A 13,782-nucleotide genomic window follows, 5' to 3' on the forward strand; every position below is an offset into this window, starting at 1 on the left:
CGTCGGATTTCGTGATCAGTCCCCCGCGGGGGCCAGCCGCAGCGAGATCGAGTTGATGCAGTAGCGCTGGTCCGTCGGGGTGTCGTAGCCCTCGCCCTCGAAGACGTGCCCCAGGTGCGAGCCGCAGCGCGCGCAGCGGACCTCGGTGCGGACCATGCCCATCGAGCGGTCCTCGATCAGCTCGACGGCCTTGCTGTCCTTCGGGTCGTAGAAGGACGGCCAGCCGCAGTGCGACTCGAACTTGGTGTCCGAGGTGAACAGCTCGGCGCCGCAGGCGCGGCACGAGTACACGCCCCGGGTCTTGGTGTCGGTGTACTCACCCGTGAAGGGACGCTCCGTGCCCGCCTTGCGCAGGACCGCGTACTCCTGCGGCGTCAGCTCCTGACGCCATTGCTCCTCGGACTTGTCGACTTCGTACGCCATGGTCCTCCCTCTCCTCAGTTCTCCAGGCGCGCCAGGATGCGCGGACCGAGATCGGTCACGTCTCCCGCGCCCATGGTGAGAACAAGGTCACCGGGTTTGGCCATTCCGGCGATGACCTCGGGGACCGCTTCCTTGTCGTGCTCCGCGGCGACGTCGGCGCCCTCGGCGGCGGCCGCGTCGATGATCAGGTCGCTGGTGATGCCGGGGACCGGGTCCTCACGGGCCGGGTAGATGTCCAGCACCACGGAGGCGTCGGCCAGCGCGAGGGCCTGGCCCATCTCGCGGCCCAGCTCCTGGGTGCGGCTGAACAGGTGCGGCTGGAAGACCACGAGGATGCGCCGGTCGCCCGCCGCCTCGCGCAGGGCCTGCAGGTCGGCGGTCATCTCGGTGGGGTGGTGCGCGTAGGAGTCGATGACCTGGACGCCCGCCGCCGTGCCCTTCAGCTGCAGCCGGCGCTTCACCCCGGTGTAGGTGCCGAGCGCCTTGGCCAGGCTGTCCGCCGGGACGCCCAGCGCGACGCCCGCGGCGAGGGCGGCGACCGCGTTGTGGGCGTAGTGCCGGCCGGGCACGGACACGGTGAAGGTGTGCTCCTCGCCGTCCAGGCGGACGGCGACCTCGCTGGACATCCCGTGCGGGACGACCCGCAGGATCCGTACGTCGGCCTCCTCGTCCTCGCCGACGCGCACGACGTTCAGCCCGCCGCGGCCCGCCACCCGGGCGGCCAGCTCCCGTGCACCGGCGTGCTCGCCGACGACCAGGGTGCCGCCGGGCACGATCTTGCCGACGAAGACCTCGAACGACTCGTGGATCTCGTCCATCGACGCGTAGTTCGCGTGGTGGTCGAGCTCCACGTTCAGCACGATCGCCACCTCGGGGACGTACTTCTGGAAGCTGCGGTCGCTCTCGTCCGCCTCCGCCACGAAGATCTCGCCGGTGCCGTGGTGGGCGTTGGAGCCGGGGGCGTCCAGATCGCCCCCGATGGCGTACGACGGGTCCAGGCCCAACGCGGACAGGCTCACCGCGAGCATGGAGGTGGTGGTCGTCTTGCCGTGTGTGCCGGCCACCGCGATCGGGCGCGAGTCCTCCATCAGCGCCGCCAGCGCGTCCGAGCGGTGCACCACCGGGATGCCGCGCTCACGTGCCGCGGCCAGTTCCGGGTTGTCGTCACGGATGGCGCTGGAGACGACCACGCAGGTCGCCTCCGGCGAGAGGTGGGCGGCGGCGTGGCCGATGCGGACCGTCGCGCCGAGGGCACGCAGCGCCTCCGCGGTCTCCGAGTCCTTCGCGTCGCTGCCCGCGACGTCCGCCCCGCGCTGGGTCAGGATCTTCGCGATGCCCGACATTCCGGCCCCGCCGATCCCGATGAAGTGCGGTCGGTCCATGCCGGGGGGAAGGGTGGGGCTCATGCGAGGTGCTCCCTGGAACTCACGGGGTCGGTTGTCGGCCTCCCCGATTCTTCCACCAGTCGGGGGCGCGGCGTCCGCTCAGTCCTCCGCGTTGTGTGCGAACAACTTCAGCACCGGTACGCCGACCTTGTGCCGGGCCCGGGACGTCCAGTCGCGGTGGAAGAACTCCTCCACCAGGTGCGGGGCGGTCAGCACGATCACCTCGTCGGCATGAGTCTGCTCGACCACCGACTTCATCAACTCGATGGGGTGTCGCTCGACCACCTCGCCCACCGCCTCGCAGCCTGCCTCGCGCAGTGCGGTCAGGCTGTGGTTCAGCGCGCGCTCCGCGGGCAGCAGGGCCTGGTCGCCCTCCGGGCGGTCGCGCTCGTGGACGGCCTTGTCCAGTTCACCCAGGGCGACGTCGTCGATGGCCCGCAGCAGCCGGTCCTGGTCGCCGCGGGGTTGCATGAGGACGACGAAGGAGACGGGCTCGTCACCGTGGAGCGTGGTGACCAGTTCCACGTCTGCGGGGACGAGCGGCTGCTCGATCATGAGTACGGTCGTGAACACGGACGCGTCCTTCTCTCTCGCGGGCCGTCGGGCCTGCCACGGAAACCATCCTGCCCCGTCCGGGCGCGGGGCACGCGGGGACATGCGTTCCCCGGCCGCGGCGGGCGGACATGCGGGGGTGGACAATCGGCACCATCCGGGTGAAACCGGTGGAGCGGGCGGTCCTGGTGGATTCCGGCCGCTCCGGGACGGGCCTCAGCCGCGCACGTAGCGGGTGAAGAGAAAGCCCTCCTCCTCCAGGATCGACACAGGGGTGAAGCGGACGGGGTCGGCGATGCTTGGGCCGTTCATGATCCGCATGGCGTCCCCGGCAGTCAGCAGCGGCGCGATCGTCAGGCACAGCTCGTCGATCACCCCGGCCGCGGCGAACTGGGCGAGCAGCCGCGGCCCGCCCTCGGTCAGCATCCGGCGCAGCCCGAGCGCGGCGAGTTCGCGCACCGCGCGCGCCGGGTCCACGCCCGTGCCCGTGCCGGCCCGGACGACCCGCGCCCCCGCCCGCTCGGCCGCCGCGACCCGGTCGGCCGGGGCGTCCTCGCCGGTCAGCAGGAGGGTGGGTACCAGCGGCTCGGTGAACAAGGGCAGCGAGAAGTCCAGGTCGAGCCGGGCGCTCACCACGGCGATCACGGCGGCCGGGCCCTGCCCCGCCGCGGCCCTGCGGTCCGCGAAGACCTCCCGGGCGCGGGCCGGGCGGTAGCCCTCCTGCCGCACCGTCTCCGCGCCGACGACCACGACGTCGGCCAGGGCCCGCAGCACTCCGAAGACCCGCATGTCGGCGTCCGAGGACAGCGGCTGGGAGCGCCCGTCGTGCCGGGCCGCGCCGTCCAGCGACGACACCATGTTCGCCCGCAGCCAGGGCGCCCCGCCGGCCGGCTCCGGGTACGCGTAGGCATCGGCCAGGGTCTCGGCGGTGTCCAGGGTCTCGGCGGTCGCGGGAGCGGGGAAGAGGCGGCGCATGGCTGCAGTCTTCCACGGCCCCTCACGCAGTGGGGTCGGCCACCCGGCGGCGAGGGGACCGCCGGCGAGGCACTAGGCTGGAGTGCTGTGTCCTCGTCCTTCGCCGCCGCGCGAGAAACCAGCCCGATACCCGGCGGGACGCCGCCCGCCTCGCTGAGCGGACGCGAACCGCACGTCCCGGCGGACCGGCTGGTGGCGGAGATGGTGCCGCCACCGCGCTTCGACTCCGTACGGTTCGAGAACTACCTCCCGGACCCGAAGCAGCCCAGCCAGGCCCAGGCCGTCGGCGCGCTGCGGGTTTTCGCGGAGGGGCTGGGCACCCCCGCCGACGGCGGGCGCAAGCGCTGGTTCCGGCGCCAGGCCGTACCGGCCGTACCGGCCGGCCCCGGCGGGGTCTACCTCGACGGGGGCTACGGCGTCGGCAAGACCCACCTGCTCGCCTCGCTGTGGCACGCCACGCCCGCGCCGCGCGAGCAGAAGGCCTTCGGGACCTTCGTGGAGCTGACCAACCTCGTCGGCGCCCTCGGCTTCCAGCAGGCCGTGCAGGTACTCAGCGGGCATCGGCTGGTCTGCATCGACGAGTTCGAGCTCGACGACCCCGGCGACACCGTGCTCGTCTCGACCCTGCTGGGCAAGCTGGCCGACGCGGGCGTGAAGCTGGCAGCGACCTCCAACACCCTGCCCGGCAAGCTCGGCGAGGGCCGGTTCGCCGCCGCCGACTTCATGCGCGAGATCCAGGGCCTGTCCGCCCGCTTCCGTTCGCTGCGCATCGACGGCGAGGACTACCGTCACCGCGGCCTCCCCGAGGCCCCGGCACCGTACGCCGACGACGAGGTCACCGCCGCCGCGGGCCGCACTCCCGGCGCCTTTCTGGACGACTTCGGTGCCCTCCTCGCCCACCTCGCCCGGGTCCACCCCAGCCGCTACGGGGCGCTCTGCGACGGCGTCGAGGCGGTCTTCCTGCGCGGCGTGCGTCCCGTGGAGGACCAGGCCACCGCGCTGCGCCTGGTCGTCCTGGCCGACCGGCTCTACGACCGCGAGGTCCCCGTGATGGCCTCCGGCGAGCCCTTCGACCGTATCTTCAGCGAGGAGATGCTCGCCGGCGGCTACCGCAAGAAGTACTTCCGGGCGATCTCCCGCCTCACCGCCCTCGCCCGCGACGCCAAGCGCCTCGCCACCCCGGACGGTTCCTGACCCGCGCTCCCGGCGGCGCCCGGGGCGGGGTGCCGTGTTCCCACCTGCCCGGAGCCGTGCTAGACACACTCGGGTCAATCGCCTGTCCGCCAGCAGGGAGAGTGACCCATGTCCGTGACCAGACGTCAGATCATCGCGACGACCGGAGCGTTGGGCGCCGGGATCGCCTTCGCCGGGAGCGTCGGAGAAGTGTTCGCCGGCACGGCGTTCGCCTCGGGGGCCGGTGGATACGGCCCCCTCGTACCCGATCCCGACGGCCTCCTCGACCTTCCCCGCGGGTTCCGCTACCGCGTGCTGTCCCGTCAGGGCGACCCACTGCGCTCCGGCGAGGGCCCCGTGCCGGGGAACTTCGACGGCATGGCCGCGTTCCCCGCCCGCCGCGGCGGCGGGGTCCACCTGGTCCGCAACCACGAGAACCGCGTCACCGCCACCGCTCCCGTCCCCCTGGTCGACGGGCTGGTCTACGACCCCGGGGCCAAGGGCGGCTGCACCGTCCTCGCGCTCGACCGGGGCGGCGCGGTCACCTCGGAACGGGTGGCCGTCGCGGGCACCGCCGTGAACTGCGCGGGCGGCCCGACCCCCTGGCGCACCTGGCTGACCTGCGAGGAGACCGAGGACAAGGCCGGTACCGGCGGCTACGCCAAGGACCACGGCTTCATCTTCGAGGTCGACCCCCACGACCCGCGGAGCACGGGCGCCGAGCCGCTCACGGCCATGGGCCGCTTCCAGCACGAGGCCATCGCCGTCGACCCCCGCGACGGGACGGTGTACGAGACGGAGGACGCCTTCCAGGCACCCTTCGGCATGTTCTACCGCTTCCACCCCCGCAAGCCCCTCGGCGGTCGCGGCTCCCTGCGGGCCGGCGGCACCCTGGAGGCCATGCGCGTACCGGGCGTGCCCGACCTGTCGGCGGTGCAGGAGACCGGGGCCTGCTTCGACGGGATCGAATGGGTGCGCGTGCCCGATCCCCTGGCGAAGGAGACCCCGCTGCGGCTGCAGGACTTCGGCCCCCGCGGGATCACGCACGCCCAGAAATTGGAGGGCTGCTACTGGGGCGGCACCAGCGTCTACTTCGTCTCCAGCTTCGCGCGTGCCGCCGAGGGCTCGGCGGCCACCCACTTCGGCCAGGTCTGGCGGTACGACCCGGCCAGGCGGCGGCTGACCCTCGTCGTGGTCTTCGGGCCCGCGACCGACGTGCGGTTGCCGGGTGAGTCCCCGGACAACATCGCCCTCGCCCCGCAGGGCGGCCTGATGGTCTGCGAGGACGGCGAGGGGGCCCAGCACGTCTTCGGCGTCACCCGGCGCGGCGAGGTCTACGCGATGGCCCGCGGGCGCCAGAACATCGGCACCGCCGACGCTCCCGAATGGGGCGAGTTCGCCGGAGTCACCTTCGCGCCGGACGGCCGGACCATGTACGTCAACTGCTACAACCCGGGCACCACCTTCGCCGTCACGGGCCCCTGGGGCCGCGCTGGCGGACACGGCTGATCCGTCGCACCATCGGATCAACCGCTCGGGCGTCCGGGGGGCCGTCGTCACGGAGGGAGGCGCGGTGACGAGGAACAGCCCGAAGGCCGGATCCGGCAGCACGCCCGGGCTGCGTGCGAAGCTGCGGGTCCCGTCGGGCGGCGGCCCCGTGCGGCTGCGCTCGTACGACCCGCGTGCCACGCCGGGCGGTCCGGCGGGGAAGGCCGAGGCGCTGGCGTGCGTGCCCTACGTACGGGACCGGATCACGGCGTTGCAGGAGCGGCTCTTCGCGCAGAGCACGGCGGGCGACCCGCGTTCCGTCCTCGTCGTACTCCAGGGCATGGACACCTCGGGCAAGGGCGGCTCGGTGCGGCACCTCGCGAGTCTGCTCGACCCCGCGGGCTGCCGCATCACCGCCTTCAAGGCCCCGACGGCCGAGGAGAAGGCCCACCACTTCCTGTGGCGCGTGGAGCGCGCCCTGCCCGGTCCCGGGCGGATAGGTGTCTTCGACCGCTCCCACTACGAGGACGTCCTCGTTCCGCGGGTCCGGGGCCGGGCGCCGCGCTGGGTGTGGCAGGAGCGCTGCGAGACGATCAACTCCTTCGAGGCCTCGCTGGCCGACGACGGCGTCAGCGTCGTCAAGGTCTTCCTGCACATCAGCCGCGACGAGCAGCGGACCCGCCTGCTGGCCCGGCTGGACAACCCCTGCAAGCACTGGAAGTTCGGCCCCGACGACCTGGAGGACCGGGCGCTGTGGCCCTCCTTCCAGGAGGCCTACGAGGACGTGCTCGGCAGCTGCTCCACCGAGACCGCGCCCTGGTACGTCGTCCCCGCCGACCGCAAGTGGTACCGGAACTGGGCCGTCGGCCGGCTGCTGATGGAGCACCTGGAACTGGTGGACCCGGTGTGCCCGCCCGCGTCCTTCGACGTCGAGGCCGCCCGCAGGCGACTGCTCGAGGACTGACCGCCCGCCGGGCGGCTCAGCCGCTGCAGGCGGTGCGCTGGGCCTCGTGCCAGGCGCAGACCGGGCAGAGGGTCGCACCCGGCTGCGAGTCGGGGTACTCGGTCGGGTCGCCGCAGTGGACGCAGATCGCGCGGGGCTCGTCGTCGGTCGTCACCCCGTCAGGGTAGTCAGCGCTCACGGAGTACCGCGACCGAGTGGCCGGGCAGGTGGAGGCAGCCGGTGTCGGTGGGTGGCGGGCAGGGACGCCAGGCGGCGACCGGGACGTAGCCCGGCGGGTCGGCGCGGCCCGGGTGGTGGAGGGGGATCAGCGTTTCCTCGGGGGAGAAGTTGACGGCGATCCGGAAGCGCCCGCGGTCCAGCCGCAGGGTGTGCCCGCCCACGGTGACGTGGACGGCGTCCAGGGCCGGGTCGGTCAGTTCGGGCTCGGCGTGGCGCAGCGCGATCAGCCGCCGGTACCAGGCCAGCAGTTCCGCGTGGGGCTCCCGGGCCGGTTCCGACCAGTCCAGGCAGGAGCGCAGCCGGGTCGCCGGGTCCTGGGGGTCGGGGATGTCCTCGGCCTTCCAGCCGTGTTCGGCGAACTCGCGGCGGCGGCCCCGGGTGATGGCGGCGGCGAGCTCGCGGTCGTCGTGGTCGGTGAAGAACTGCCAGGGCGTGCGGGCGCCCCACTCCTCGCCCATGAAGAGCATCGGCGTGTACGGGGAGGTGAGGACGAGCGCGGCGGCCGCGGCGAGCAGCCCCGGGGGGACGCCGGCGCCGAGCCGGTCGCCGGTGGCGCGGTTGCCGATCTGGTCGTGGGTCTGGGTGTAGGCGAGGAAGCGGTGGCCCGGGGTGGTCGTCAGGTCGACGGGGCGGCCGTGGGCGCGGCCCCGGAAGCCGGAGTGGGTGCCGTCGTGGAAGAAGACCCGGCGCAGTGCCTTGGCCACAGCGGTCAAGGGGGAGACGGCGAAGTCCGCGTAGTACGCGTGGGACTCGCCGGTGACGGCGGTGTGCAGGGCGTGGTGGAAGTCGTCGTTCCACTGGGCGTGCACACCCAGGCCGCCGGCCTCGCGCGGGTCGGTGGTGCGCGGGTCGTTGCGGTCGGACTCGGCGATCAGGAAGAGCGGGCGGCCGACGGAGGCAGCCAGCGCGTCGACGGCGGTGGACAGCTCCTCGAGCAGGTGCACCGCGCGGGTGTCGACGAGGGCGTGGACGGCGTCGAGCCGCAGCCCGTCGAGGCGGTAGTCGCGCAGCCAGGCCAGGGCGCTGCCGACGAGGAAGTCGCGCACCTCGTCGGAGCCGGGGGCGTCGAGGTTCACGGCGTCGCCCCACGGGGTGTGGTGGCGGTCGGTGAAGTACGGGCCGAAGGCGGGCAGGTGGTTGCCCGAGGGCCCGAGGTGGTTGTGGACGACGTCCAGCACCACCCCGAGCCCGTGGCCGTGCGCGGCGTCCACGAAGCGCTTGAGCCCGTCCGGGCCGCCGTAGGGCTCGTGGACCGCCCACAGCGACACGCCCTCGTACCCCCAGCCGTGCGTGCCGGGGAACGGGCAGACCGGCATCAGCTCGACGTGCGTGATCCCCAACCCGGCCAGGTGGGGCAGGTGCTCGATCGCCGCGTCGAAGGTGCCGACGGTGGTGAAGGTGCCGACGTGCAGCTCGTAGAGGATCGCGCCCGGCAGCGGGCGGCCCGCCCACTCGTGGGCCCAGGCGAACCGGTCGTGGTCGACGACCGCGCTCGGTCCCTCGGGCCCGTCGGGCTGGCGGCGGGAGCGGGGGTCGGGCCGTGGCGGGCCCTCGTCCAGCGCGAAGGAGTAGCGCGAACCGTGCCCGGCGGGCACGTCCGCGTACCACCAGCCGCGCCGTTCGGGGTCGCGCTCCATGTCGTGAGCCCGGCCGTCGACCCGTACCTCCACCTCACCGGCGTCCGGTGCCCACACGTCGAAGCGCATGGGCACCATGCTGCCCGGCGTCCGGGGGGTCACACCAGGTTGACGCGCTCCTGGCTCACCGGATATCCCGCCTTGGCGAAGTGCGCCGCCATCGGCGCATTGCCCTGGTCGGTCGCGGCGGCGATTTCCGTCGCGCCGTGTCCGACCAGGTCGTGCGTGCACTCCAGCAGCAGGTCGTACGCGTAGCCGTGCCCGCGCTGCTCCGGCAGGACACCGATGAAGCCGACGCAGAACGCACCCGGATTGCGTCCCGGCACCTGGATGCCGGCGAGCTGGCCCTGCGGGGTGTACGCCAGCCGCCACCACTCGCGCGGCGACTGGAGCCAGTTGAGGAACTCCAGCTCCTCGCGGGCGGCCGCGTCCGGGCCGTGCAGCCGGACCATACGGCGGGTGTGGGCGTCGAGACTGCCGGCCCCGATGCGCTTCAGCACGTCCAGGATCACCGCGTCGTCCGGCTCGGGCCGGTACTCCAGGCGTCCGGTGCGTTCGGGCAGCCCGCACTCGGGGGTCCAGGTGTAGCGGTAGCGCTCGACGAGCAGCTCCATTCCGGAGACGATCGCCGCGTCGATGCGGGCCTGGGCGGCCTCGCGGACCTCGGGCCGGTCCCGCCAGCCGGGCGGCAGCAGCAGTTCGTACTCGGCCTTCAGCGGTGCCGCCCGCAGCAGCCGCACGGCGGCGTCGGCGTCGGTGAAGTCGAACCAGTCCAGGGCCACGGGTGCGTCGTCCGTCGACGCGCCCCACCAGGCCGCGCGGGCGACCACGACGCCGTCGCGCAGGGCCACCCAGCTCCAGTCGGGGCGGTACTCGCCGCCCTCGTCGGTCAGGGCGAACGTGTGGCCCAGCAAGGACCGGCCCACCAGGCCGGCGTCCTCGGTGGCCAGGGAACGGAAGAGGTGCGATTCGCCCGCGACGAGCGGGCGGAAGACCAGATCGGTCATGAAGGTGAAGTCCTCACGGGAGAGCGGAGCGCTCCCGGTCAGACGGGGTACGCCCTGCGGACAACGGGGCGGGAGCGCGAAAGGGCGAACGTGTTCATGGCTTCCGCCTCCTTCCTCGGTCCAGGGCGTGCGCCCACCTTAGCCATCCCGTTTCTGCGGCGTCCACACAATTGACCCCGCCGCCCCACGTGCCGCACCTTCTGGACACCCCGGCCTCCCCGGCCCGACAATCACGCAGGTGAGCTACGAGTTCCCGACGCACCCGCCGCGTCCCACCGACGCCGAACGCGAGCGCGCCATCGAGGTACTTCGCGAGGGTGCCGTCGACGGACGACTGTCGCACGACACCTTCGTGCGCCGCATGGGACTCGCGCTCAAGGCCCGCCACTCCGAGGAGTTGGCCGCCCTCATCGCGGACCTGCCGCCCTCGCAGGGTCGTTGGGCCCGGCTGACCGGCTCGATCGTCCGCGCCGTCACCAAGACGTCGGCCTTCCGCGCCCGGATGCGGCAGGCCTGGGCCGTCCAGCAACTGCCGCCCCTGCTGCTTCCCGCTCCCGGTCCCTTCCCGGTGCGGATCGGCCGGGACCTGTCGTGCACCTTCCGGCTCAGCCACTCCTCGACGTCGCGTTTCCACGCCGAGCTGAGCCACGAGGGCGGGCTGTGGGTCCTGCGCGACCTGGGCTCGATGAACGGCACCTGGGTCAACGGCCACCGCGTCATGGGTGCCGCCGCCGTCCGCCCCGGTGACCAGGTCACCTTCGGCGCGATGAGCTTCCGCCTCACCACTGCCTGAGGCCGCGCCGGGGCTCAGGACCGGAACAGCGGTTCGTACGGCTGGTGGTCGTCGTCGTCCACGTACGGCAGGAAGCCCGGCGCCGTACGCGCCGCGGTCGCCCGCAGCCGGGCGACGACCTTCTCCACCGCAGGGAGCGTCAGCCCGAGGGCCGCCGCCAGCTCCGCGCGCTCCCGGTCCAGGTCCGGGTGGTCCTCGCGCACCTCGGCGGCCAGTTCCTCCAGGGGGAGTCCCGAGTTTACGTCGTGCCACCACATCGGGCAGGAGACGACCAGCTCCACCGCCTCCGGCAGGTCCGCGCCGATCAGCGCCGCCCGCCCCTCGGAGTCCGCGTAGACCACGGGCCGCTCGGCGTCTCCGGGCTCACCGCACAGGAAGAAGGTGCCGCCGGCGCCGTCGCCGGCTATGGGCCGCATCGTCAGGCCCGAGGGCAGGCGCACGTCCTCGACCGGGTCGCGGCGGGTGATGTCGAAGTCACCGGGCCAGGCGAGGCGCTGTGCCGCGACCGGGTCGTTCTCGATGCGGGCGAGAAGGGCTTCCGAGGCGTCCATGGCAGGACGCTAACAGCGGGGTCCGACAATCCGTCCCGCGTCGCTCAGGCGGTCCGGGACCGCGGCGCCGGCTCCCGGCCGCCCGCGAGGCGCAGGACCTGCCCGCGGCACGGCGGCGGCACCTCGTCGGCGGTCGCGAAGCGCGCCGCCCCCGCGCCGCCCGGGATCCTCGTATCGGATGTCGTCCGCCCGCCGGGAGCTCACTCGTCCACGTCGCGCACCAGCAGACCCACCGGCAGCCGGTCCAGCAGCTCCGCCAGCGGCACCACGGCCTGGAACGGGCGGCCCGTCAGCACCTCCGTCCAGACCCCCTCCGGCAGCACCAGTTCCGAGCCGCGCCATCCCCCCGCGTCCGCGAGCCGCCGGGACAGCCGGGTGACGACGGTGAGCGCCCGCCCGCCGCGGACGAAGGCCACGCAGTGCTCCCCGGCCGGGCCGCGCGCGTACAGGGGTTCGTACGAGGCCTCCGGGCCGGTGAACCACTGCGGGCGCGCCCGGCGCAGGCGCAGCGCGAACTCCGTCACCCGCCGCTTCTCGCTCACCTCGCCCCCGGCCGTGCCCGGATCGTACGGACGGCGGTTGGCGGGGTCGACGAGCAGCAGCTGCCGTTCCTCGTCGCCCTGGTAGAGGTCGGGCACGCCCGGCATGGTGAGGTGCGCCAGGTGGGCGCCGAGCGCATTGACGCGTTCGGGCCCGCGCAGGGCGCGGTCGACGCGCTCGGTGGCGAAGGCCGCCGGGCCGCCCACCAGTTCGCGGACGAAGCCGGTCATCTCCTGCTCGTACTCCGGCCGCTGGTCGGTCCACGAGGTGCGCAGGCCCGCCTCGCGCTCCGACTTGAGCATGGTGGCGGCCACGAGCCCGGCCGCGCCGGGGTCGCAGAAGACCACCGCGTACTGCCAGGCCTGGTACTCCACATGACGTTCCGGCAGCGGGATCCCGCGGTGCTCCAGATACGCCCGCAGGTCCGCCGAGACCGCGCCCAGCCATTCGGCCCACTCGCCGGGCAGCTCGCTCAGCGCGGCGAGCCGGGCGCGCACGTCGGCGCTGCGCTTGGTGTCATGGGTGGAGCGCACGGTCCCGGTGAGCGGCCAGTCGCGCCGCAGCCGCTCGCAGAAGGCGTGGAACTCCTCGGGCGAGGTGGCGGGGCGGTCCGGGTCCCGGCCGACCTCGTTGAGGCAGAGCAGCGGGTGGTAGCGGTAGAAGGCGGTGTCCTCGGCGGACTTGGCGCGCAGTGCCGAGGAGACCTGGGCGAAGCGCACCGTGAAGTCCGCCGCGGCCTCCCCGCCGCCCCGGTGGCGGCCCAGGGCCAGGTCGCGGACCGTCTCGGCCGCCGGGTGCCCGGTGGCGCCCGCCGCGGCTTCCAGCAGGGCGGTGTCCTCCGCGTCCGCGGGCTCGCCGGGGACGACGTACGGGCGGTAGCGCGGCAGCCGGACGAGCGTCGCCTCGATCGCCTCGCGCAGCACGGTGTGCTCCAGCCCGGTGGCCCGGACGGCGGAGCGGGTCAGCCGGTCCACCTCGGCGGCCAGGTCGTGCGTGACGATGCGTTCGGCGGCGGCCCGAACGGTCGGCTGCCACTCGCCGCCCGCTTCGGCGGGGGCGGCGGTGAAGGCGCGGTAGAAGCGGGTGATCTCCTCGACGCCCGCCGGGTCGGTGAAGAGCCCGTCGAGCCGGTCCAGGGCGTCGTAGCCGGTCGTGCCGGAGCAGGCCCAGCCGGCCGGCAGCCGTTCGTCGCCGGTGAGGATCTTCTCCACGACCGTCCAACGGCCGCCGGAGGCGTCCGCGAGCCGCCGCAGGTAGCCGGCGGGGTCGGCGAGGCCGTCCGGGTGGTCGATGCGCAGGCCGTCGGCGACGCCCTCGTCCAGCAGGCGCAGCAGGGTGGCGTGGGTGGCGGAGAAGACCTCGTCGTCCTCGACGCGGACCGCGATGAGGTCGGAGATGGTGAAGAACCGCCGGTAGTTCAGCTCGGTGCGGGCCTGCCGCCACCAGGCGAGCCGGTACCACTGGGCGTCGACCAGCGCGCGCAGCGGCAGCTCCTCGGTGCCCGCGCGCAGCGGGAAGGCGTGGTCGTGGTAGCGCAGCACCCGCTCCCCGGCGGCCCGGTCGCGCTCGACGCGCAGGTCGTGCAGCACCTCCTCCAGCGGGCCGCCCAGCACCGGCAGCAGCAGCCGGTCGCCCTGCGCCGCCCAGTCGACGTCGAACCAGCGCGCGTACGGGGACCCCGGCCCGTCCCGCAGCACCTCCCACAGCGGCCGGGCCAGGTGCTCGGGCGCCGGCACGGCCATGTGGTTGGGCACCACGTCCAGGACGAGCCCGAGGCCGTGCGCGCGGGCGGTGCGCGCCAGCGCCCGCAGCCCCTTCTCGCCGCCGAGCTCCTCGCGCACCCGGGTGTGGTCGACGACGTCGTAGCCGTGCGTGGACCCGGGCACGGCCTGCAGCACGGGGGAGAGGTGCAGGTGGGAGACGCCGAGCGTCGCCAGATGGGGGACCACGGCCTCGGCCGCGGCGAACGGGAAGTCGGGCTGGAGCTGCAGCCGGTAGGTGGCGATCGGCACGGAGGGGACGACAGCGGTCGGCGGGGTCGCGGCGCTTTCTGTCATGGAGGACTGACTACCCCG

At 73.8% G+C, this 13,782-nt stretch carries 13 protein-coding genes; 4 read left to right on the forward strand and 9 right to left on the reverse strand.

Annotated elements, in window-relative coordinates:
- Positions 1 to 15: 15 nt before the first annotated feature.
- From msrB to AC3EUJ_RS30315, 4 genes are all read right to left on the reverse strand, one after another.
- Entirely contained in the window at positions 16 to 423 is a 408-nt protein-coding gene (gene msrB / locus AC3EUJ_RS30300; RefSeq protein ID WP_431966950.1) for a peptide-methionine (R)-S-oxide reductase MsrB, read from the reverse strand.
- Between the two features lie 14 nt (positions 424 to 437).
- Complete coding sequence (gene murC, locus AC3EUJ_RS30305) at positions 438 to 1,829, reverse strand: UDP-N-acetylmuramate--L-alanine ligase (protein WP_431966952.1); 1,392 nt, start codon at positions 1,827 to 1,829, stop codon at positions 438 to 440.
- Between the two features lie 78 nt (positions 1,830 to 1,907).
- Entirely contained in the window at positions 1,908 to 2,381 is a 474-nt protein-coding gene (locus AC3EUJ_RS30310; RefSeq protein ID WP_431966954.1) for an indole-3-glycerol phosphate synthase, read from the reverse strand.
- A 195-nt stretch (positions 2,382 to 2,576) separates the two neighbouring features.
- Positions 2,577 to 3,335: a pyrimidine reductase family protein gene (locus AC3EUJ_RS30315; protein WP_431966956.1), complete on the reverse strand. Its 759-nt coding sequence runs from the start codon at positions 3,333 to 3,335 to the stop codon at positions 2,577 to 2,579.
- An 87-nt stretch (positions 3,336 to 3,422) separates the two neighbouring features.
- Between AC3EUJ_RS30315 and zapE the strand changes: the two genes are divergently transcribed.
- From zapE to AC3EUJ_RS30330, 3 genes are all read left to right on the forward strand, one after another.
- The gene (gene zapE / locus AC3EUJ_RS30320) at positions 3,423 to 4,529 is read left to right on the forward strand and encodes a cell division protein ZapE (RefSeq protein WP_431966958.1); all 1,107 of its coding nucleotides are present in this window, start codon (positions 3,423 to 3,425) and stop codon (positions 4,527 to 4,529) included.
- A 108-nt stretch (positions 4,530 to 4,637) separates the two neighbouring features.
- Complete coding sequence (locus tag AC3EUJ_RS30325) at positions 4,638 to 6,017, forward strand: alkaline phosphatase PhoX (RefSeq protein ID WP_431966960.1); 1,380 nt, start codon at positions 4,638 to 4,640, stop codon at positions 6,015 to 6,017.
- A 64-nt stretch (positions 6,018 to 6,081) separates the two neighbouring features.
- On the forward strand, positions 6,082 to 6,960 hold the full coding sequence (locus tag AC3EUJ_RS30330) for a PPK2 family polyphosphate kinase (RefSeq protein WP_431966962.1): 879 nt from the start codon (positions 6,082 to 6,084) through the stop codon (positions 6,958 to 6,960).
- A 16-nt stretch (positions 6,961 to 6,976) separates the two neighbouring features.
- On the opposite strand, the gene AC3EUJ_RS30335 is transcribed toward AC3EUJ_RS30330, so the two are convergent.
- Genes AC3EUJ_RS30335 through AC3EUJ_RS30345 form a run of 3 tightly spaced genes read right to left on the reverse strand, consistent with a single transcriptional unit; the run spans position 6,977 to position 9,823 of the window.
- Positions 6,977 to 7,114, reverse strand: a complete 138-nt coding sequence (locus AC3EUJ_RS30335) for a hypothetical protein (RefSeq protein WP_431967014.1) — start codon at positions 7,112 to 7,114, stop codon at positions 6,977 to 6,979.
- A 13-nt stretch (positions 7,115 to 7,127) separates the two neighbouring features.
- Positions 7,128 to 8,885, reverse strand: a complete 1,758-nt coding sequence (gene treZ, locus AC3EUJ_RS30340; protein ID WP_431966964.1) for a malto-oligosyltrehalose trehalohydrolase — start codon at positions 8,883 to 8,885, stop codon at positions 7,128 to 7,130.
- A 29-nt stretch (positions 8,886 to 8,914) separates the two neighbouring features.
- Positions 8,915 to 9,823, reverse strand: coding sequence for a GNAT family N-acetyltransferase (locus tag AC3EUJ_RS30345; protein ID WP_431966966.1), 909 nt, complete (start codon positions 9,821 to 9,823; stop codon positions 8,915 to 8,917).
- 238 nt (positions 9,824 to 10,061) lie between these two features.
- Between AC3EUJ_RS30345 and AC3EUJ_RS30350 the strand changes: the two genes are divergently transcribed.
- The gene (locus AC3EUJ_RS30350) at positions 10,062 to 10,616 is read left to right on the forward strand and encodes an FHA domain-containing protein (RefSeq protein WP_431966968.1); all 555 of its coding nucleotides are present in this window, start codon (positions 10,062 to 10,064) and stop codon (positions 10,614 to 10,616) included.
- Positions 10,617 to 10,630: 14 nt separating this feature from the next.
- On the opposite strand, the gene AC3EUJ_RS30355 is transcribed toward AC3EUJ_RS30350, so the two are convergent.
- Positions 10,631 to 11,167, reverse strand: a complete 537-nt coding sequence (locus AC3EUJ_RS30355) for a hypothetical protein (protein WP_431966970.1) — start codon at positions 11,165 to 11,167, stop codon at positions 10,631 to 10,633.
- Positions 11,168 to 11,367: 200 nt separating this feature from the next.
- Positions 11,368 to 13,764: a malto-oligosyltrehalose synthase gene (gene treY / locus AC3EUJ_RS30360; RefSeq protein WP_431966972.1), complete on the reverse strand. Its 2,397-nt coding sequence runs from the start codon at positions 13,762 to 13,764 to the stop codon at positions 11,368 to 11,370.
- Positions 13,765 to 13,782: the final 18 nt, after the last annotated feature.

The organism is Actinacidiphila sp. bgisy160, assembly GCF_057707815.1.